The sequence below is a fragment of the Mucilaginibacter sp. OAE612 genome (genome assembly GCF_041806395.1).
Taxonomy (GTDB): Bacteria; Bacteroidota; Bacteroidia; order Sphingobacteriales; family Sphingobacteriaceae; genus Mucilaginibacter; species Mucilaginibacter rubeus.
In genome coordinates this window covers 5,594,287-5,613,265 of record NZ_JBGMUW010000001.1, presented here as the reverse complement: position 1 = coordinate 5,613,265, position 18,979 = coordinate 5,594,287, and the positions used below count along the sequence as shown (strand labels likewise).

Here is an 18,979-nt window from a genome sequence, read left to right as displayed (position 1 = left end):
AATACCAAATCATTGATCAAAGGAAAGAGGCTAATAGCCGCTTTCCCTTGATTTTTGCACCAATCAGTTGAGATTTGGTTTGCACTTTATATGTTCCCTATCGCGCCAGCACCTTTGGTGAAATAGTTATCCCTGTTGAATCGTCCCAGTGAAAAATGATCTGTGTTGCGGTCACTTCCATACTGCCCTCGTAGTCCGTGTTAATATCCTGGCCAAAGCCCGCATAAAACTTATAAACACCTTCCTTTAATACGGGTTGATAAAATGCATAATTATTATGTGCTGTCAATACCGCTGTACCAGTGCAAGTGGTATTAGCCAGACTCTTTATAACAGCACCGATGAAATTTATATAATACTTATCATGTAAAGGAAATGGTACAAAAAGGCTATAGGTAAACATAAAGTTGGTGCAATATTTTTTTTTGGTGCTTATGGTAAATGCAAGGTATGCTGAATCAGACTTGGCGCTTTTTACATACTGCGGCACAAAGGTGATCGAATCACTTTTATCGAACGGAATAAAATACACCGGAGGCGCATATACAGAATCGATAACAGTTATAACTATACTTTTCGAAGTAATATCACTATTTTTAGCGCTGATGGTATAATTTCCGGCTTTGGTGAACTTTATCCGGGCAGCATTTTTTGCAGTGCGAATGGTATCAAAACCTGAAGGGGCTACCATCCAGGTAACCTCCTTGTTATCTGCTCCCACCAGCAGCATCGAGTCCGGCTCGTTTATTTTTACCTTTAATTTACTAACGGCAATTTCTCCCTCAGGAGCGTTAGGCTCGCCATTCTTTTGGCACGAGGATACTACACAAAAGCACAATGCAAGTATAGCAAGGTAAAATAATAACTTTCTCATTATAAGGGATATGAATGAACGAATTTAAAAAAATAACTATAATTGGGATTAATAAATTTTGAGAGAAAGGGCCTTTTCAGTATTGTTCCGCTCTATTCTGACAAATCTGCAATACATGTGTAATATAGTTGCAGCGTGATGATCAGATGTCCGGAAAGAAAAAGTTAGCAACATCAAGATATTTACAAGCGGGCGATATCCTTTTACAAGTATAAAAACTATTTTTGAGGGTCATCCCTGATTGTCAATCTATGCTAAAACGCTTTACTCTTATAACTCTTATACTTGCTGCTTTTACTGCAACCCACGCACAAAATAAGATCAAACCTAAGAGAGACACCACCGAACTTAAACCGGTGATCATCAAAGGTTACCTGAGCGACCAGCCTGTGATAAGTGTACCGGCGTCGGTAAGTGTGCTTAATGCAGCCCAGCTCAGGATCCAGCCTGATAATTCATTTGTAAATGCCTTAAATACGGTTCCGGGAGTACGTACCGAGGAGCGTTCGCCGGGCAGTTATCGTTTATCCATCAGGGGTAGTTTATTACGTTCGCCTTTTGGCGTGAGGGACGTAAAGATCTATTTTGACGATATCCCGCTTACCGACGCCGGCGGCAACAGTTATTTAAATGCTATTGATATTGCTTCGATACAAAAGGTTGAAATATTAAAAGGGCCGGATGGCAGCTTATTTGGGGCTAATTCGGGCGGTGTCGTGATTCTTAGTCCGCTTAACCGTTATAACGACAGCACTTATATTTCGGCGGGGGTAAACGGTGGTTCGTACGGGTTGTTTCATGAAAAAGCAGCAGTACAATTAAAAACTACCAATTACCTGCTCAACATTAACCAAAGCTTTCAAACCTATCATGGTTACAGGCAAAACAGCGATACCCATCGCAACTATCTGCAACTGGCTGATAGCTGGAATTACAGCGGTAAAAACACATTAAAAGCGTTGGGGATTTATTCCGACTTGGCCTATCAAACACCCGGAGGCTTAAACCTGGCCCAGTATACTGCTAATCCGCGATTAGCCCGCCAGCCTACGGCAACTTTGCCGGGAGCCATTCAACAGCATATTGGAATTACTACCAAAATGTATTTAGGCGGCCTAACCAACGAATATCATTTTAACGACCACATTCGCAATGTACTGGCTGTGTTTGGCAATCACGTTGATTTCGCCAATCCGTTCATTACTAATTATGAGCAACGCAGTGAAAATACCTATGGTTTCCGTACTTATTTTGAACTAACCGGCGATAAGAAACCCAATTTAGACTGGAAAGTTGATCTCGGTTTTGAATGGCAGCAAACCAACTCGCACATTGCCAACTATGGCAATAAGAAGGGGGTAAAAGATACCGCCCAAACCATTGATGATATCCACACCAACCAGCATTTTGTATTTGCCCGTTATGCTGCTGATGTGTACAAACGCCTGCATATAGAGGCCGCGGTAAGCTTAAATGATTATGGTTATGACTTCAAAAACCTGTATCCGCTTAATCAAAACAACTTTACTAACCGAAACTTTAGCGTGCAATTGATGCCGAGGCTGGCTTTATCATATCAGATAAGTAATGATTTTGTATGGAGGGCAACTATTAGCAGAGGGTACTCAACTCCCACAACTGCTGAAGTAAGGCCAACCGATAACGTTGTTAATACCAGCCTGCAAGCCCAATACGGTTGGAATTACGAAACGGGGTTTCGTTTGCGTAACCATGATGAAAGTTTGATGTTAGACCTGTCGATCTTTTATTATCGTATTACTAATGCTATTGTACGACGCCTAAATGCCGATGAAACGGAACATTATATTAATGCGGGCGGCACTAACCAACCTGGCACAGAAATATCCTTTTATTACTGGATAATAAAACAAAACAGGAGTTCATTTATCAGAGGACTGCTATTTAATGAATCATATACGTTCAATCAATTTAAATTCAGAAGTTATGCCAATGCAACCAGCACTTACAGTGGTAATAGCCTTACAGGCGTACCTGATTTTGTTTACGTAACAAGCCTGCAAATCAAGCTCCCTCAATATTTGTCATTGTTTATTCAACACAATTATACTTCCAGTATCCCCCTTAACGATGCTGGCTCTTTTCGTGCAGGGCATTATCATCTTTTGCAATCAAAAATTAGCTATCAACCAATCATAGACCGTAAAACACGCTTTGAAATATTTGCTGCCGCGGATAATCTGTTAAACCAGAAATATAGCCTGGGTAATGATCTGAACGCAGTAGGCAACCGTTACTTTAATCCGGCTCCGTTAAGGAATTATACAGTTGGGATGAATTTTATGTATTAGATGGCTAATGATGGTTCATAGATCATAGTAATCGCGGACTACGCTCGCCTTAATCAATAAAAACCCGGAAGGTAAAACCATGTCATTGCGAGGAACGAAGCAATCGCACGGAAGCAGAGCGGCTCTGTAATGTATGCGATTGCTTCGTCGTTCCTCCTCAATGACATGATTTTAATATGAACCCGGCGATTGTTATTAAAAAAAGGCCGGTTTTGCTTCGCAAAACACGGCCTTTTTTAAAGCTTGCAAACTGCAAACTGAATTACGGATTCAAATTGTTATTACCTCCTTCAGCTATATTGCTTCCCCTGCCTTTCGGATCAAAAGCGCGGAATTTGATAACGCCGCCATTGTAGTTAACAGGGCCAGTGTAAACCTTACTGCCAGCGTCAGGATCTTTGCCATTGGTTGTATACCGGATAGTTAAACCCGGGAACTCCACATTGCTCAGGTATTTACCATCCTGCAGGTTAATGCCCGGTTTTGGCACACGGTAATCATAGCCACCGTTATAATAAGACAGGCGGGGCAGTTCACGTTTACCTAACACATTCAGGAAATTTGACCAGGCCGCCTGGTATGCCTCTTTACTTTTTACAGGGTCTTTTTCGGTGGCCCATGCCGGGTCGTGCGCCCAGGCACGTTCGGCCAGGCCAAGCAGCTTCGGAAATATCATGTAATCCATTCTTTCCGGGCCTTTCACTGTTTCGGCCCACAGCGCGCCCTGCAAGCCCACGATATTGCTTTTACCATAATCGGTAAGGCGTTGCTCGCCGATGAAGATATTCCTGTTTATAGGGTTGCCTTGCTTATCAACGTCGGCATTTTTAAAATAATCGTAGGGGATAAATGAGAAGAATTTATCAATGCCTAAAAACGCGCCCCAGTAATAACCAGGCTCGTCAAATGATTTGTAATTGGCCATATCAAAATACAGGTTGGTAACGCAGGTTAACACCACCTTGTAACCACCATTAGCCAAACGGTAGGCCAGATCTTCCTGTCCCCCGCCTAACACGTTATTCCAAACATCAACCTGTAAGTGTTCTTTTGTAAAATCCGGATTTGGTACGTAAGCCGGCTGACCGTCGAGCGTAGTTTTACGAAGCGCCATTTCTTCCCAACCCGAAAGCAGGATGCCTTTTGCTTTCAGGATTTCATTAATCCTTCCGTAGAAGTAATACCAAAGATCATTGGTACTTTGTATTTCGGGATGTGTAACCCTGAGCGCCGCATAAGCCGGTGATTTTTCCCATACATTCGCAGGAACCTCATCGCCACCAAAATGAATGGTTGATAACGGCGCTCCTGCTTCTTTATAAGTGCTGATGAGGTCGTTTACCACGGTCTCTACAAAGTTATAGGTTGAAGGGAGCGACACATCAATCACGTTATCGTTCCAGTATTGTACCGAGCGATATTCAGATTTATCGTTCAGGTCATACAGTAAATACTTTACTGCTTCTGCCTTTTTGCCTTCGGCCATCAGGCGGTCATAGCGGGCGTTCATTGCCTTGATAGCTGCACGGGCATGACCGGGTGTTTCAATTTCAGGGACTACGGTGATATGGCGATCATTGGCGTATTTCAGGATCTCGATATAATCTGCTTTCGTATAATAGCCGGTGCCAAAAGGGTTATTAACCTCCGGGCCAGAACCGTGCGATGGAGGCAGATGGTGTTTACTATCCAGTGTATGGCCTCGTTTGGAAGCGACGGCAGTAAGGTCGGGTAGCGAGGGGATCTCTATTCTCCATCCCTCATCATCCGTTAAATGCAGGTGCAACACATTAAGCTTGTACAGGCTCATCGCTTCGAGCAGTTTCAATACCTGCTGTTTTGACTGGAAGTTACGGGCTATATCAAGCATCACAGCCCGATAAGAAAAACGTGGCGCGTCTGCAACCTCTACACAGGGGATCTGTACCGATGGCGGAGTTTTTGCCAGGGCAGCAGCTGGGATCAGGCTTTTGAATGACTGGATGCCATAAAACATGCCGGTGGTTGTTGACGCGCGGATGGTAACGGCCGCCTGCTTTACGCTTATTTCATAGGCCTCATTGCCCAAACCTGGTTTGTATTGTAAGGAGATAGCGTTTTCAGAGTATCTGTTAGCACCTTTTTTACCAAGCAACGCTAAAATGTAATTATCCAACAATGCGGCTTCCTTACTAAAACGGGAATCTAATGCAGTGATATGTATATTAGAAGCAAAAGTAAATGTGCCATTGCCCAGCACATAGCTTACCGGTGTAGGAAAAACTTTCACCAATTGATCGGCAGGAATATCGCTAACCGTCTTATTCCTGTCGAAAACAATTTCGGGTGTAATCAACCCCTGGTAAGTTGGTTTGTACGGCGTAATGTCATACGAGCCGAAAGAAAAGCCTTTTTCGGGAGCATTGTCCCAAACAAGGTATGGTCCTTCAGGCGCATCGGTAATGTTTACAACAGGATCATCGCACACAAATTCAATGCGGACAGTTTCGCCGGGTTTCAGGTCTTTGAAGCCGGATGTTGGGGTTATGCTGTATAAGTCGCCGTTAACCTGTTCAATCAGGGCGTTATTGCTAACGGCCGTTTTGGTAAAACCGCGCCCGGAATTAAAGTAGATCTTCCATCCCACCGCAGGTAAAACCTCATGACTTTTATTGGTTATCACCAGTGCAGTGAGCGCTTCATTTTTATTTTGATAGTTATTATCCATTACCTGCCAGGTGAGGTGCAGGTTGGTTACGTTCGGTTTTTTATCATCACTAATTTTAAAACCGCTGCATACAAAAACCGCGGCGATAACCACCAGCGTAAAAATTTTGTTCATAATTGATCCTGTGCCTGGGAGATAGCAGACAGGTAAATATATTACTTTTTAAATTATTTTAATAAGTGTTTTTTGTGGAGACACACCACAGGTTACGCTATCGCTAAACCTGCGGCAGTAGTGACTCAAGACTTAAAGAGAAAACTTAATCCACCCTTCACCTTCATAACCAAATATGAACTGCTTGGGGCGGATGATCTCGGCCAGGATCTCTATTGAGTCGACAATCCTTGGGCCGGGACGATTGAAATATTGGTTGCCATCGGCAATATAAAACCTGTCGTTTTTTACGGCTTTGAGTGATGCAACACCCGGGCGGTCCAAAAGGAGGTTGATCTCCCGCATGGTGCGTTCAATACTGAAGCCGCAAGGCATCACCACAATAATTTCCGGGTCCTGCTGCAGGATCTCATCCCACTCAATATAGGGCGAGTGCTTCCCTTCCTGTGCCAAAACGGGCGTTCCGCCTGCTATGTTTACCAGGCCTGGTACCCAATTACCGGATATCATTAAAGGTTCCAGCCATTCAATACAGGCAACGGTGGGTTTGCTATCTATAAACTTCAGTTTATGCTTAATGATGTCAACCCGTTCCTGCAGGCTTTCAAGCAGTTCGGCACCGGCCGCGGGCACGTTCAGTGCATTGGCAACGGTAACAATGTCGTTAAAAATATCATCGAGACTGTTAGGTTGCAGCGATATAATTTGTGCCTGTTTATCCAGGTAGTTTTCAAGCGCATCTTCAACATCTTTTAACGATACCGCGCAAACCTCGCACTGGGCCTGGGTTACCACCACATCCGGCGCAAGGGTTTTAATTTGTTCGCGCTTTACGGTATAAACCGATAGTGCATCGGCCAGGATCTCTTTCACTTTCACATCAATATCGGCGCTGCTCAAACCATCCGGAAAATTAGCTTCGGTACATACGGGTAATTGTTTAACAGATGCCGGAAAATCGCACTCGTGCGAGCGCCCCACCAGGTTTTTCTCTAATCCTAAAGCACAAATTATTTCGGTAGCGGCCGGCAGTAATGAAACTATTTTTTCAGTTGGCATGTTAACGCGTTTAAAGTTTGCAAATGTAAGGAAGATTCTGAACCGGGATTAAACGGATTTGTCAGATTATTGGATTCTAATGCAGATATCCGGGTAATCCCCAAATCCTATAAATCATAGGTTCAGACATTATTTGCCAACTCCAATTAACAACCTATCTTTGCTGCGATGATATTTCTAACATTTTTCATCGGGATCATAGCCAACTTTATAGGCTACATTCCCCCTGGCAACATAAACCTAACTTTAGTACAGATCACTATAAACCGTGGCATTAAGGAAGCTGTGCGCTTTATAACCGCTTTTTCGGCTGTTGAATTTTTCTTTACTTATTTCATCATGCATGCTGCCCGCTGGCTTTCGGGGCAGTTGCAACTCAATACAGTTATCGACTGGATAATGGTAGTGCTGTTCGGCGTTATGGGATACATCACCTGGATCCATCGTAACAAGCCGCCTAAAGCCAATTACTCCGAACATGCCAGTATCAAATATGGTATTTTATTAGGCTTTTTAAACCCCATGCAGGTACCCTTCTGGATGGTGACCGGCACCTACCTCATCACACATGAATGGATTCTTGACGGCCGGGTAGCCCTTGTTATTTTCAGCCTGGGCTCGGCGGCAGGTGCTTTTTTATGCCTGTTTATCTACGCCAAATTTGCCAGGTATATACAGCAACGATTTGCGCTAAGCACCAGGCTTATCAATACCAGCATAGCTACATTATTTTTCGCTTTCGCGATGTATCATATTGTGAAACAGATCTACTTGTCGTTTTTTAAGCATTAAACTAAACCTTCATTTGCTTGATTTAAGGATTGCCTGATACTAAATTCAAGGAAAATCTTCAAATCCAAAAAATCAGGGTTCAGTTCAGAAGTCAAGATTCAGCACATCTGCCTTATCCTGGGCAAGCTGCACTTTTAACTCTTCAAGGGATGAGAATTTGACATCGCCACGAATGTAATGGTGAAACTCCATCCGGATAGTTTGATTATAGATCTCTTCGTTAAAGTCAAAGATATTTACCTCGATGTTGCGTGTAAGGCCATTAACCGTTGGGCGGCTACCGATGTAGGCCATCCCTTTATACTTCTGATCAGCTATGATTACTGTTACCGCAAAAATACCATCGCATGGAATAAGCTTATATTTTTCTTCAACCACGATATTGGCTGTTGGATAACCAAGCTGACGACCGATCTGATCGCCGCGGACAACCTTTCCGGTAATAAAGAAAGGATAGCCTAAAAAGGCATTAGCCAAATGAATATCGCCGCTCAACAGGGCGTTACGGATGCGGGTTGAGCTGATAGCCACCTCGTTAATATCCTGTTCGGGAATTTCTACCACATCAAAGCCATACACAGGGCTAAGGCGTTGCAGGTCTTCAAAGCCGCCCTGCCTGTCTTTACCGAAGCGATGGTCATAGCCTATTACTATTTTTTTTGTGCCAATTTTGTTAACCAGCACATCGCGGATATAGCTCTCGGCAGATTGATTGGAGAAATCTCTTGAAAAAGGGGTTATAATAAGATGGTCAACCCCGATGCGCTCCAGTAGTTCGGCCTTTTCGGCAATGGTGGTTATCAGTTTCAGGCTTTCATCTTCCGGGTGCAGGATCATGCGCGGGTGCGGAAAAAAAGTAAGAATCACCGTTTCGCCTCCTGTGCTTTCGGCCAGCTCCTTAATGCCTGATATGATTTTACGGTGCCCTAAGTGTACCCCATCAAATGTACCGATGGTGACTACTGCATTGTTTACCGCTGTAAATTCGTCGATATTATTGTAAACCCTCATTTATGAGTAAAACACAAAGTTAATTTTTAGTTGATAGGATTAAAAACCGGAGTGTTTGAGCTTTGTAAATTTCCTTTACCGTGCTGTATGTACATCTGATACTTTTAATTCCCTCACAGTATTTACCAGTTCCATCACTTCCCAGGCATCTTCAATTCTGAAGTTACCGCTCCGTGTACGTCTTAGTTTTGAAAGATAAGCCCCGTTTCCTAAAGCCGAGCCAAAATCATTCACCAGCGAACGGATGTAAGTGCCCTTACTGCACACCACTCTGAAATCAACCTCGGGCAGCTCAATACGGGTTAGTTCAAACTCAGTTATAGTGACGTTACGCAGCTTCAGTTCCACATCCTCGCCCCGGCGTGCCTTTTCATATAAACGCTCGCCATCAACTTTTATGGCCGAGTGCGCCGGCGGATATTGCTGGATATCGCCAATGAACTGTCTGCAGTTGTTACGCAGCATTTCTTCAGTGAGTTGGCTGATGTCGAAACTTTTGTCCGGTTCCGTTTCCATATCATATGAAGGCGTAGTTGCGCCCAATACCATGGTCCCGGTATATTCCTTTTCTTCGGCCTGGAAGGTATCTATCTGTTTGGTCATTTTACCGGTACAGATGATTAATAACCCTGTAGCCAGCGGGTCAAGCGTGCCCGCGTGACCGACCTTTAACTTAAGCGGTTTAAACGAATTGCGAAGTTTGCCAACCACATCAAAGCTTGTCCATTGATACGGTTTATTAACCAGCAGGAGCTGACCCTCAGCAAATTCCTCTATTTTAGTGTACGTGTTCTTCAAATCTTTTATTTATGTCGGATCAATTTATCCGATTTTTCGCAAAGGTACGATTTTCGACCCTATTGCCTGACAAGCTATAAATTACTACGCCGGATCAATCTCTTTTGATATGAGAATGATCCGGCGCGGCAAAATTAAGTGATATACTTAAAGGCTTAAATCGTTTGTAATTGGTGCCCGCTCAAAATTAATCCTATAATAACAGCTCCAACCACGATACGGTACCAGCCGAAAATCTGGAAGCCACGGCGCTCAAGAAAAGTAATGAATGTTTTAATAGCCAGCATGGCAACAATAAAAGCAATGATATTACCTATGGCCAGCAGTTTAATTTCTTCGCCGGTAAATACATGCCCTTCTTTATGGAAGTCGTATAGTTTTTTTGCAGTCGCGGCAAACATAGTGGGCACTGCCAGGAAGAATGAAAACTCGGCAGCTGCAGTACGGTTTAGTTTTTGCGCCATGCCACCAACAATAGTAGCAGCCGAACGCGATGTACCGGGGATCATGGCTAAACACTGAAAAAAGCCTATTTTAAGTGCCGTTAAATTGCTGATATCCTTTTCTTCTTTAATCACCGGCTTGTTGAACCATTTATCAACAAACAATAAAATAATGCCGCCAACAAACAGGGTAATACCAACGGTGAGCGCGCTCTCCAATAAAGCATCTATCTTTTTGCTAAACAATACGCCAAATACCGCTGCAGGTATAAAAGCGATAAACAGTTTTAAATAAAAATTAACCGATTGCAAGAACCTTCTCCAGTACAGGAACACTACCGATAAGATGGCGCCCAGTTGTATGGCAATAGTAAAAAGCTTAACAAAAGGATCGGCTGCTATGCCCATTACTGATGAAGCAATGATCATGTGCCCGGTTGATGATACAGGTAAAAATTCAGTTATCCCTTCAATAATTGCAAGGATAATAACATGGATTAAATTCATTGGGGTTTTAAGGGGTTGAGGTAGAGATATACGTTATTACAGTAGATATCTTTCACTAAAACATATCTACTGTAAAATTCAGCATGGTTACTGTATTAATTAGCCGAAGGCTTTTTAAGGATAGCGAAGAAACCCAAAGCAAAACCGCCCAAAACTACTATTGGGGCGATAACTATTTTGGTAGTGCTGTAAATGTCAGTTGTGCCCGACATCAGGACAAAACCGAAGGCAACAACCGCCACGCTGATGATCAGCATACGGTAATTGCTTTTATCAAATATAAATTGTACCGGCGCAGTAGCTTTTGCGGCACCGGTAGCTGCCGGCGATGTTGCAGCAGTTGTTTTTACAGGAGCCGCTGGTTTAAATTTTTGTGCCATATATCTTTTTAATAAGTGAATTATTGATTTAGTGAATTAGTGATTGAAAGTTCAGATCAAGCATTTAAGCTTTAACCTTTGGCCTTTAACCTCTATCTGTACAGATCGTATATTTTTAAACGTAAAAACTTGTTAACTGCTAAAAAGGTACTGAAGCCTGATATAAAAATACCCAGCCCAACTACAACTAAAAACACGATGCCAAACTCGGTGTAGTTTTGCAAAAATACAAGGTCGGGTACGTTGTCATAAGCAACATATAAAGTACCTATCAGCAGGATAATAGCAATCAGGCCGCCTAATAAGCCATGCCAGATCCCGTACAGTAAAAAAGGCTTGCGGATAAACCCTTTTGTAGCCCCAACCAGTTGCATTGACTTGATCAGGAAACGCTGCGAATAAATCGCCAACCTGATGGTATTATTAATCAACGCTACCGAAAGCACTACAAAAATGCCCGCAAATGTAAGGATGATCAAACTAATTGTTGTCACATTCTGGTTCATCTGGTCAACCAATGATTGCTGATATTTAACCTCTTTTATCAATGGATTTTTCAGCAATTCGGCTTTAAACTTTTCGATATCCTTGTTGTTGGCATAATCCGCTTTCAGATAAACATCAACTGACTGCGATAGCGGGTTATAACCTAAAAACTTTACAAAGTCTTCGCCAAGATCTTTTTGCAGGTTGCGGGCGGCAAGCTCTTTACTTACGTATTGGGTTTGTTTTACCATTACGTTGCCATCCAACTGTTTTTGAAGTTGCAATACATCGCTTTCGTGGGCGGCATCATCAACAAAAATATTAAGCACGATGTTTTCTTTAACATAGCTCGAAATATTTTTAGCGTATACCAGTATTAAACCCAGCAGCCCTACCATTAACAGCACCATGGCAATACCAAATACAGTTGAAATGTAGATGGTTTTTGTCTTTTTAGAGGATGCGCTTGCTTCAAATTCTTCCATTTACTTTTGTTAGATGTTAGATATTAGACGTGAGATTTGAGATCATTATCCCAATCAAGTTAACATCATATTTCTGCGAAAATAAGAAACCCTCCCTAAAGGTAAAAGTTTATTGCTTATAAATATGTTTAATAACGCTTTAGCTTAACAGATTTAACATTTATTAACAGCTGACCGTTGATTTCTGTCAGAACTCGAATTAAACGAATTAGATGAATTAATGAATTGCTTTGCATTCGATCAATTCCTTAATTCAAAAAATTCGAGTTCAGACAAAATCCCCCCAAATCCCGGTTCAGACAAATTAAGCATCAAATTCTGATCTAAATCTGAAGTTAAACAAACCGCCATTGCCATTGTTATTAAAACATGACAAAGCCAGCAAACGAAAAGGATAAACCTTCACCATCAGATACCCCGACCCACAGGCCAAATGACAACGGGCATAAAAGCAAGGTGCGTAAAGAAGATAAACAATATCACGCCGATAATCCGCATGGAGGTGATATCGCCAAAAAGCATGAGAAAGAAGAACAACCGGTTCATTCGGTGAAGAGTGTACCGAAATAAGCCCCTTCTAAATCTCCCCCGGAAGGGGAGACTTAATTAAGATCTTTAAGCCCTCCCTGCTGGGGAGGGTTGGGTGGGGTTATCTCGCAATCCCTGCCGAATTAAACTGCAAATCATACAATTTGCGGTAGTGCCCGTTCTCAATTTTGAGCAGCTCCTGGTGGGTACCCATTTCCATGATCTCACCATGGTCAAGTACAATGATCCTGTCGGCGTTTTGGATGGTTGACAGCCTGTGTGCTATCACTATAGCTGTGCGCCCTTCCATTAATTTATTGATGGCATTCTGGATCAGGATCTCAGTTTCAGTATCAACAGATGAGGTGGCCTCATCTAAAACCAAAATCGCCGGGTTATAAACCAGCGCCCTGATAAACGAGATTAGTTGCGATTGCCCGGCCGAAAGTGTTGAGCCGCGTTCCATCACATTATAATCGTAGCCACCGGGCAGGCGTTCGATAAAATCATGCGCGCCAACATCTTTGGCTGCAGCTATGATCTGCTCGCGGGTGATATTGGGATTATTGAGGCTGACATTATTGGCAATGGTATCGCTGAACAAAAACACATCCTGTATCACAGTTGCTATCTGCGAACGCAGGTAGTTTACGTCATAATCATGGATATCGTGCCCATCAACCCTTACACAGCCTTTGCCAATTTCATAAAAACGGTTCAGGATATTAATGGTTGATGATTTACCTGCGCCGGTTGCGCCTACCAAAGCCAGGGTTTCGCCGGGCTTGATATGGAAGCTGATGTTTTTCAGCACCCAGTTTTCATCATTATAGGCAAACCATACTTTATCAAAGCTGATATCGCCCTGCAGCCTGCCTGTTGTAAGTGTGCCTTTATTTTCGGCCACCTCGTCGGTATCCAATACTTTAAAAATCCTGTCGGCACCTACCATACCCATTTGTAGGGTGTTAAATTTATCGGCCAGCTGGCGGATAGGCCTGAACAACATATTCAGCAATACAATAAAGCTGGTGATCAATCCTGGAGTAATACCCTTACCTGAAGCAGAGATAGTTAACATTTGACTATCAGACAGCATCCTTTTGCAGCCATACCAAACCAGCAAGCCCATACATATGGCAAACAGGATTTCCACCACCGGAAAAAATATCGAGTAATACCAGTTTGAGCGGATATTGGCATCGCGGTACTTTTCATTCACGGCTTTAAACTTGCGCATCTCCTGGTCTTCACGGGCAAAGATCTGGATCACGCTGATACCTGAAATATGTTCGGCCAAGAAAGTATTGAGCCGTGCCACCTGCGTACGCACCTCCTGGAATGAGGACTTAATAGCCTCCTTAAACACATAGGTTGAAGCAAACAGGAAAGGCATCGGAATGAGCGTAATCAGGGCCAGTTTCCAGTCTTGCCAAAGCATATAGCCTATCACAGCAACCACCAACAGCATATCACCCATGATAGAGATCAACCCTTCCGAAAAAATATCGGCAATAGTTTCCAGGTCGGACACCGTACGGGTAATAAGCATACCGATAGGCGTACGGTCGAAGTATTTTAATCTTAAACTGGTAATGTGGTTAAAAATATCGATCCTCAAATCGCGGATCACATATTGGCCCAGCGCATTGGTTAAATAAGTTTGGTAGTACTGCGCAATAGTTTGAATGAGAAGCTGTGCTATCATGAGCTCAACCATAAAAACCAACCCATTATAATCATCGTTCAAAATATTAACATCCAATGTACGTTGGATCAGGATTGGCTGCAGCAAAGCATTGGCTGCTATAAAAATGGTGAGGAAAGTAGCTATAACAAAGGTTTTATTATACGGCTTAACGTAATGCATTACCCGGCCCAGTAGCTTCCAGTCGAGGGCCTTTCCGGTTACGCCCCCCCCGCCCCCTGAAGGGGGTGCTGCCTGTTTAGTTGCTTCCCCATTTGTTGCTGCGGAAGCTTCCTTCTTATTATCTTGTTTATCTTTAGCCACTATCTCAAAGTTAAAGTATAATTATATATCACCAAATCCATCTACTATTCTTCACCATAGTTCCCCCTTCAGGGGGTTAGGGGGAAAGGATATTTAACTTCCGTCAAATACAACCCGCAAGCCGGTACGCTGGTGCCGGCATTGGAGCGGTTTTTACTTTCAATAATTTCACGGATACCTTCCGGTTGCATTTCTTCCCGGCCAATCATCATCAAGGTACCCACAATGGCCCGTACCATGTTACGCAAAAATCTGTCGGCAGTGATGTGGAAAACAATGCCGTTTTCGGTTTTCACCCATTCGGCACGGGTAATTTTGCAGTTATTGGTTTTTACCTGGGTGTTTGATTTGCTAAAACAACTAAAATCGATGTACTCCATCATAATAGCCGCGGCCTGGTTCATCAAATTAATATCAGGCACATCGCGCAATTGCCAGGAAGCCCCTTGCAAAAAAGGGTCTTTATTAAAGTGAACATGATACTGATACGAGCGCGATGTGGCATCAAAACGGGCATGCGCATCGGCATGTACCGGGACAATATTTTTTATGGCGATATCAGGTGGAAGCAGGGCGTTGAGCCCCCCCCGCCCCCTAAAGGGGGTGCTTTCCAAAGCGCTAACTCCCCCTTCAGGGGGTAGGGGGGCATCGAAATGCGCGAAGAACTCTTTGGCGTGCACGCCCGTATCTGTGCGGCCGCAGCCAGTTGTTTCTATGGGTTGCCGTAAAATTGTGCTTAGTGCCTTGTTCAGCAATTCCTGTACACTTACGGCATTTTGCTGTATTTGCCAGCCGTGATAGGCAGTGCCGTTGTAGGCCAGTTCAATAAAATAACGCTGGTTGTTGCTCACGACGGCAAAGTTAATAATCTGCCGCCTATGCCGGGTTCATAATTTGGTCATAGTATTATGCGGGTTCGGTTATATAGGCCTTATAGATAGCCTCAAACGCCAGTTTATTTTTAACAGCCAGATTAAAAGGCTTATTGATAAAGGAATTGCTATAGCCAATGGTTTTTGCCAGGTTACGCAAAACATCAAAATAGGTTATTTCAATCCCTTCGATGATCTGCACATAAAATACAATGAACACATCACGCTCCATGGCAGTTTTCCCGGTTTTAATTGCCGATATATAAGCTTCAAGCGTCATGGCTTTTATGCCAAGTACCGTCGTTTTTGATGGCGTTTCATTAATGGCGCTGTAAATAGAATCGAGATGGGTAAGCTGCTTTTGGGTAGCTTCATAACATTCCTGTACGGCCTCCTTTAAATAAGCTAAGGATGCAAGCTCTTTTATCTCTTCAAAAAAATCAATCAGATGTTTTTTACCAAAATAAATACTGTTCAGGTGCTCAAGGAAAATCCTTTTTAAATGGACGTTCTCAAATTTAACATCTTCGGGGTTTTGTTCACTAATGCGGGGCATTTGACAATTGTTTAAATACAAATAAATATACATTAAATAATTATCATTCAAAGCAAGCGATATCGCTATTAAATTAGTGCTTCTCCAATAAGCAAAACATTTATATTTGCCTTTATAATTTTTAATATCATGCTGCAACGCATCCAAAGCATTTACCTTTTGTTCGCCAGCCTTGTGCTGTTCGCCCTTTTCTTTTTTCCGCTTGCCCACAACGTCTATGTTAATGATAAACCATCCAGCATTATGGTTACCGGTATTTACCAGGATGTGAACGGCGTACAGCAACATACCCAAACATTTGTGGCACTCGCCGCTATAACAGCTATTGTTGCCTTCATTCCCCTGGTCATCATTTTTCTATATAAAAACCGAAAACAGCAAATAGCCTTCTGCTACAGCGCTATACTGGTACTTATTGGCTACAGTTTCTGGATGGCACAAACTGTTAAAGGCGCAGCAGGCAGCATTACCCTTGACACACGCACGATGGGTATTGGCCTGTTCCTTACTTCATTAAGCATCATACTGATCATCTTCGCACAAAAAAGCATAAAAAAAGATGAGAAGCTGGTAAAATCGGCCGACAGGTTGAGGTAACCCGGGTTAGCGTTAAGTCGACAGTACTAAGTCGGAAGTTAAAAGTCTGGTTTTTCTTTTTCATGCCTGGAGCTTGTGGCTGAAGCCTTAAGTCCCTTTTTTGCAATCCCGGTGTAAAAACCAGGTAATGGATTGATGATTTTCATGCTTACTAAAGCCCCTTATTATCAAAAATCGGGCTTTAAAAACCGGAGAAAAAAGTAATCCTTGTTATGAAATTATTAATTAACTGGTTTTTTTTCAGTCAATTAGTGGCTTATTCTCAATAATACTACCAAACTTCATTTTATCTCAACCCGCCTATTGGAATTATAAAACATTAACACTATCTTTGCGCCCGATTTGACGATGTTGTCAAATTCGTTATTTAAATTCATGAACAACCCATTTATTGAACTGGGAATCCGTCATGATATTGTTAATGCCATCTCTGAGTTAGGATTTGAGAATCCTACACCAATCCAGGAGCAGTCAATCCCGGTATTGTTAACAGGCAGCAACGATTTTGTCGGATTAGCCCAAACCGGGACCGGAAAAACTGCTGCCTTTGGCCTACCATTGTTGGAACTGCTTGATTTCGAAGAAAATCATCCACAGGCACTTGTTTTATGCCCAACACGCGAACTTTGTTTACAAATCGCGAACGACATTAAGAACTACTCCAAAAAAATGAGCAACGTACACGTTGTTGCTGTTTATGGCGGAGCAAGCATTATGGATCAGTTACGCCAGATCAAACGCGGCGTACAGATCGTAGTTGCTACACCAGGGCGTATGCTTGATATCATTAACCGTAAGGCTATTGATTTTTCGGCTGTGAAGTATGTAGTATTGGATGAGGCTGACGAAATGCTCAATATGGGCTTTCAGGAAGACATTGATAGTATCTTATCTACCACACCCGAAGAGAAAAAAACCTGGCTATTCTCGGCCACTATGCCTGCCGAAGTAAGGCGGATTGCGAAAAAATACATGACCGATCCTTTCGAGCTTACCATGGGCGCAAAAAACACCGGCAATGCCAATATCGAGCATGAGTACTATATAGTACGTGCGCGTGACAAGTATGCCGCGTTTAAACGTATTGTTGACTTTAACCCTGATATTTTTGGTATCGTATTTTGCCGTACCAAAATTGAAACCCAGGAAATTGCTGAATCACTGATCAAAGACGGCTATAATGCCGATTCATTGCACGGTGACCTTTCACAGCAACAACGCGATAAAGTGATGAAACGCTACCGTGAGCGCAGCCTGCAATTATTAATTGCTACTGACGTTGCCGCACGTGGTATCGACGTTAATGACGTAACACACGTTATTAACTATTCATTACCTGACGAAATTGAAAACTACACCCACCGTAGCGGCCGTACCGCCCGTGCAGGTAAAACCGGTGTATCTATCTCTATCGTAAACGCTAAAGAATTAGGCAAAATCCGCCAGATTGAGCGTGTTATTGGTAAAAAATTCGTGAAAGCTGAGATCCCTACAGGTTTTGATGTTTGCGAAAAACAATTATTCTCTATCGTTCACAAGGTACATAACGTAACTGTAAACGAAGAGCAGATTGAGCAATACCTGCCGCGCATTTATGACGAGTTTAAAGATTTCACCAAGGAAGATTTCATCAAACGATTTGCTTCAATTGAATTTAACCGTTTCCTTGATTATTACAAAAACGCTCCTGACCTGAATGCCAGCGTTGAAGAAGGCCGTAACAGGTTCGAAGATCGCGGCGAACGCGGCAATGGTGTACGTGGCAACTTTACCCGTTTATTTATAAACTTAGGTTCGGTTGATGAATTTAACCGCGGCGATTTGTTAGGTTACATCTGTAACACTACCAAAATAAGCGGCCGTACCGTAGGTAAAATCGATGTTAAAGGTGTGTACTCTTTCTTTGAAGTACAAAACGAAGATGTTGATAAAGTGATGGCCAGCTTTAAAGAAGCCGAATATAAAGGTCGTCCGGTAAGGATCGAGATCTCAGGCGAAGGCACCAGCGAACGTCGTGAAGGCGGATATCGTGGTGGTGACCGCAGAGAAGGCGGATACCGTGGCGGAGATCGCCGTGAAGGTGGCTACCGTGGTGGTGACCGCCGTGAAGGCGGATACCGTAGTAACGAACGCCGCGAACACAGTGGTGGCTTCCGTGATTTTTCAGGCAAGCCCCGTGAAGATCGTCCTGAGCGCAGAAGGAGATTTTAATCATCCATCATAAAAAAACCACCATGTGCAAAGCATGTGGTGGTTTTCATGAGCTTCCTTTAGTAAGAAGCATTAGTTTTAGTTTAGTTTTGTTAACAAAGCCTTTTTACCGCTGCATACGGGAACAAAGGCTTTTGTTTTATATATAAGCCCGCCTTTTCTGGTCATAAGCAAACTTCAACCCATCCATTAAACTTATGAGCTTTCGGTTTTAGGCA

16 protein-coding genes are annotated in these 18,979 nt (G+C 42.9%); 5 read left to right on the top strand and 11 right to left on the bottom strand.

What is annotated here, in order from left to right:
- Positions 1 to 97 precede the first annotated feature (97 nt).
- On the bottom strand, positions 98 to 874 hold the full coding sequence (locus ABID99_RS23335; RefSeq protein WP_373615259.1) for a hypothetical protein: 777 nt from the start codon (positions 872 to 874) through the stop codon (positions 98 to 100).
- A gap of 251 nt (positions 875 to 1,125) precedes the next feature.
- On the opposite strand from ABID99_RS23335, the gene ABID99_RS23330 reads away from it, so the two are divergent.
- Positions 1,126 to 3,204 carry a TonB-dependent receptor gene (locus tag ABID99_RS23330; RefSeq protein ID WP_373615258.1) on the top strand — a complete coding sequence of 693 codons (2,079 nt, stop codon included), beginning with the start codon at positions 1,126 to 1,128 and terminating at the stop codon, positions 3,202 to 3,204.
- Between the two features lie 262 nt (positions 3,205 to 3,466).
- On the opposite strand, the gene ABID99_RS23325 is transcribed toward ABID99_RS23330, so the two are convergent.
- Both ABID99_RS23325 and ABID99_RS23320 read right to left on the bottom strand, forming a co-directional pair.
- Positions 3,467 to 6,025, bottom strand: a complete 2,559-nt coding sequence (locus tag ABID99_RS23325) for a family 20 glycosylhydrolase (RefSeq protein ID WP_373615257.1) — start codon at positions 6,023 to 6,025, stop codon at positions 3,467 to 3,469.
- 132 nt (positions 6,026 to 6,157) lie between these two features.
- Positions 6,158 to 7,084 carry a cobalamin-binding protein gene (locus tag ABID99_RS23320; RefSeq protein WP_373615256.1) on the bottom strand — a complete coding sequence of 309 codons (927 nt, stop codon included), beginning with the start codon at positions 7,082 to 7,084 and terminating at the stop codon, positions 6,158 to 6,160.
- Positions 7,085 to 7,252: 168 nt separating this feature from the next.
- On the opposite strand from ABID99_RS23320, the gene ABID99_RS23315 reads away from it, so the two are divergent.
- Positions 7,253 to 7,876: a LysE family transporter gene (locus ABID99_RS23315; protein ID WP_373615255.1), complete on the top strand. Its 624-nt coding sequence runs from the start codon at positions 7,253 to 7,255 to the stop codon at positions 7,874 to 7,876.
- An 84-nt stretch (positions 7,877 to 7,960) separates the two neighbouring features.
- On the opposite strand, the gene ABID99_RS23310 is transcribed toward ABID99_RS23315, so the two are convergent.
- The 5 genes from ABID99_RS23310 to ABID99_RS23290 form a co-directional block, all read right to left on the bottom strand.
- Positions 7,961 to 8,887: a bifunctional riboflavin kinase/FAD synthetase gene (locus ABID99_RS23310; protein WP_373615254.1), complete on the bottom strand. Its 927-nt coding sequence runs from the start codon at positions 8,885 to 8,887 to the stop codon at positions 7,961 to 7,963.
- Between the two features lie 75 nt (positions 8,888 to 8,962).
- Positions 8,963 to 9,694 carry a tRNA pseudouridine(55) synthase TruB gene (gene truB / locus ABID99_RS23305; RefSeq protein ID WP_373615927.1) on the bottom strand — a complete coding sequence of 244 codons (732 nt, stop codon included), beginning with the start codon at positions 9,692 to 9,694 and terminating at the stop codon, positions 8,963 to 8,965.
- Positions 9,695 to 9,840: 146 nt separating this feature from the next.
- Complete coding sequence (locus ABID99_RS23300; RefSeq protein ID WP_090530738.1) at positions 9,841 to 10,635, bottom strand: undecaprenyl-diphosphate phosphatase; 795 nt, start codon at positions 10,633 to 10,635, stop codon at positions 9,841 to 9,843.
- Between the two features lie 95 nt (positions 10,636 to 10,730).
- The gene (locus ABID99_RS23295; RefSeq protein ID WP_090530735.1) at positions 10,731 to 11,015 is read right to left on the bottom strand and encodes a DUF3098 domain-containing protein; all 285 of its coding nucleotides are present in this window, start codon (positions 11,013 to 11,015) and stop codon (positions 10,731 to 10,733) included.
- A 92-nt stretch (positions 11,016 to 11,107) separates the two neighbouring features.
- Positions 11,108 to 11,986 (bottom strand): ABC transporter permease, encoded by an 879-nt coding sequence (locus tag ABID99_RS23290; protein ID WP_091167461.1) that lies wholly within the window; start codon positions 11,984 to 11,986, stop codon positions 11,108 to 11,110.
- A gap of 369 nt (positions 11,987 to 12,355) precedes the next feature.
- Here ABID99_RS23290 and ABID99_RS23285 point away from each other — a divergent pair, with 369 nt between their 5' ends.
- Complete coding sequence (locus ABID99_RS23285) at positions 12,356 to 12,556, top strand: hypothetical protein (RefSeq protein ID WP_091167464.1); 201 nt, start codon at positions 12,356 to 12,358, stop codon at positions 12,554 to 12,556.
- Between the two features lie 79 nt (positions 12,557 to 12,635).
- On the opposite strand, the gene ABID99_RS23280 is transcribed toward ABID99_RS23285, so the two are convergent.
- The 3 genes from ABID99_RS23280 to ABID99_RS23270 all read right to left on the bottom strand — a co-directional run bounded on the left by ABID99_RS23280 (position 12,636) and on the right by ABID99_RS23270 (position 15,953).
- Entirely contained in the window at positions 12,636 to 14,384 is a 1,749-nt protein-coding gene (locus tag ABID99_RS23280) for an ABC transporter ATP-binding protein (RefSeq protein WP_188834377.1), read from the bottom strand.
- 209 nt (positions 14,385 to 14,593) lie between these two features.
- The gene (truA, locus tag ABID99_RS23275; protein WP_373615253.1) at positions 14,594 to 15,376 is read right to left on the bottom strand and encodes a tRNA pseudouridine(38-40) synthase TruA; all 783 of its coding nucleotides are present in this window, start codon (positions 15,374 to 15,376) and stop codon (positions 14,594 to 14,596) included.
- Between the two features lie 55 nt (positions 15,377 to 15,431).
- Positions 15,432 to 15,953 (bottom strand): DUF892 family protein, encoded by a 522-nt coding sequence (locus ABID99_RS23270; protein ID WP_167516312.1) that lies wholly within the window; start codon positions 15,951 to 15,953, stop codon positions 15,432 to 15,434.
- A 129-nt stretch (positions 15,954 to 16,082) separates the two neighbouring features.
- Here ABID99_RS23270 and ABID99_RS23265 point away from each other — a divergent pair, with 129 nt between their 5' ends.
- A complete protein-coding gene (locus ABID99_RS23265; RefSeq protein WP_373615252.1) occupies positions 16,083 to 16,550 on the top strand; it encodes a DUF4293 domain-containing protein in 468 nt (155 codons plus the stop codon).
- Between the two features lie 375 nt (positions 16,551 to 16,925).
- On the top strand, positions 16,926 to 18,761 hold the full coding sequence (locus ABID99_RS23260) for a DEAD/DEAH box helicase (protein ID WP_373615251.1): 1,836 nt from the start codon (positions 16,926 to 16,928) through the stop codon (positions 18,759 to 18,761).
- Positions 18,762 to 18,979: the final 218 nt, after the last annotated feature.

What these genes read in the sequence shown, in the direction of transcription:
- ABID99_RS23300 (WP_090530738.1), bottom strand. Translation starts at nt 10,635, where the DNA reads ATGAATTTAATCCATGTTATTATCCTTGCAATTATTGAAGGGATAACT.
- ABID99_RS23310 (WP_373615254.1), bottom strand. Translation starts at nt 8,887, where the DNA reads ATGAGGGTTTACAATAATATCGACGAATTTACAGCGGTAAACAATGCA.
- ABID99_RS23315 (WP_373615255.1), top strand. Translation starts at nt 7,253, where the DNA reads ATGATATTTCTAACATTTTTCATCGGGATCATAGCCAACTTTATAGGC.
- ABID99_RS23335 (WP_373615259.1), bottom strand. Translation starts at nt 874, where the DNA reads ATGAGAAAGTTATTATTTTACCTTGCTATACTTGCATTGTGCTTTTGT.
- ABID99_RS23290 (WP_091167461.1), bottom strand. Translation starts at nt 11,986, where the DNA reads ATGGAAGAATTTGAAGCAAGCGCATCCTCTAAAAAGACAAAAACCATC.
- ABID99_RS23325 (WP_373615257.1), bottom strand. Translation starts at nt 6,025, where the DNA reads ATGAACAAAATTTTTACGCTGGTGGTTATCGCCGCGGTTTTTGTATGC.
- ABID99_RS23260 (WP_373615251.1), top strand. Translation starts at nt 16,926, where the DNA reads ATGAACAACCCATTTATTGAACTGGGAATCCGTCATGATATTGTTAAT.
- ABID99_RS23320 (WP_373615256.1), bottom strand. Translation starts at nt 7,084, where the DNA reads ATGCCAACTGAAAAAATAGTTTCATTACTGCCGGCCGCTACCGAAATA.
- ABID99_RS23270 (WP_167516312.1), bottom strand. Translation starts at nt 15,953, where the DNA reads ATGCCCCGCATTAGTGAACAAAACCCCGAAGATGTTAAATTTGAGAAC.
- ABID99_RS23330 (WP_373615258.1), top strand. Translation starts at nt 1,126, where the DNA reads ATGCTAAAACGCTTTACTCTTATAACTCTTATACTTGCTGCTTTTACT.
- ABID99_RS23280 (WP_188834377.1), bottom strand. Translation starts at nt 14,384, where the DNA reads ATGCATTACGTTAAGCCGTATAATAAAACCTTTGTTATAGCTACTTTC.
- ABID99_RS23285 (WP_091167464.1), top strand. Translation starts at nt 12,356, where the DNA reads ATGACAAAGCCAGCAAACGAAAAGGATAAACCTTCACCATCAGATACC.
- ABID99_RS23265 (WP_373615252.1), top strand. Translation starts at nt 16,083, where the DNA reads ATGCTGCAACGCATCCAAAGCATTTACCTTTTGTTCGCCAGCCTTGTG.
- ABID99_RS23295 (WP_090530735.1), bottom strand. Translation starts at nt 11,015, where the DNA reads ATGGCACAAAAATTTAAACCAGCGGCTCCTGTAAAAACAACTGCTGCA.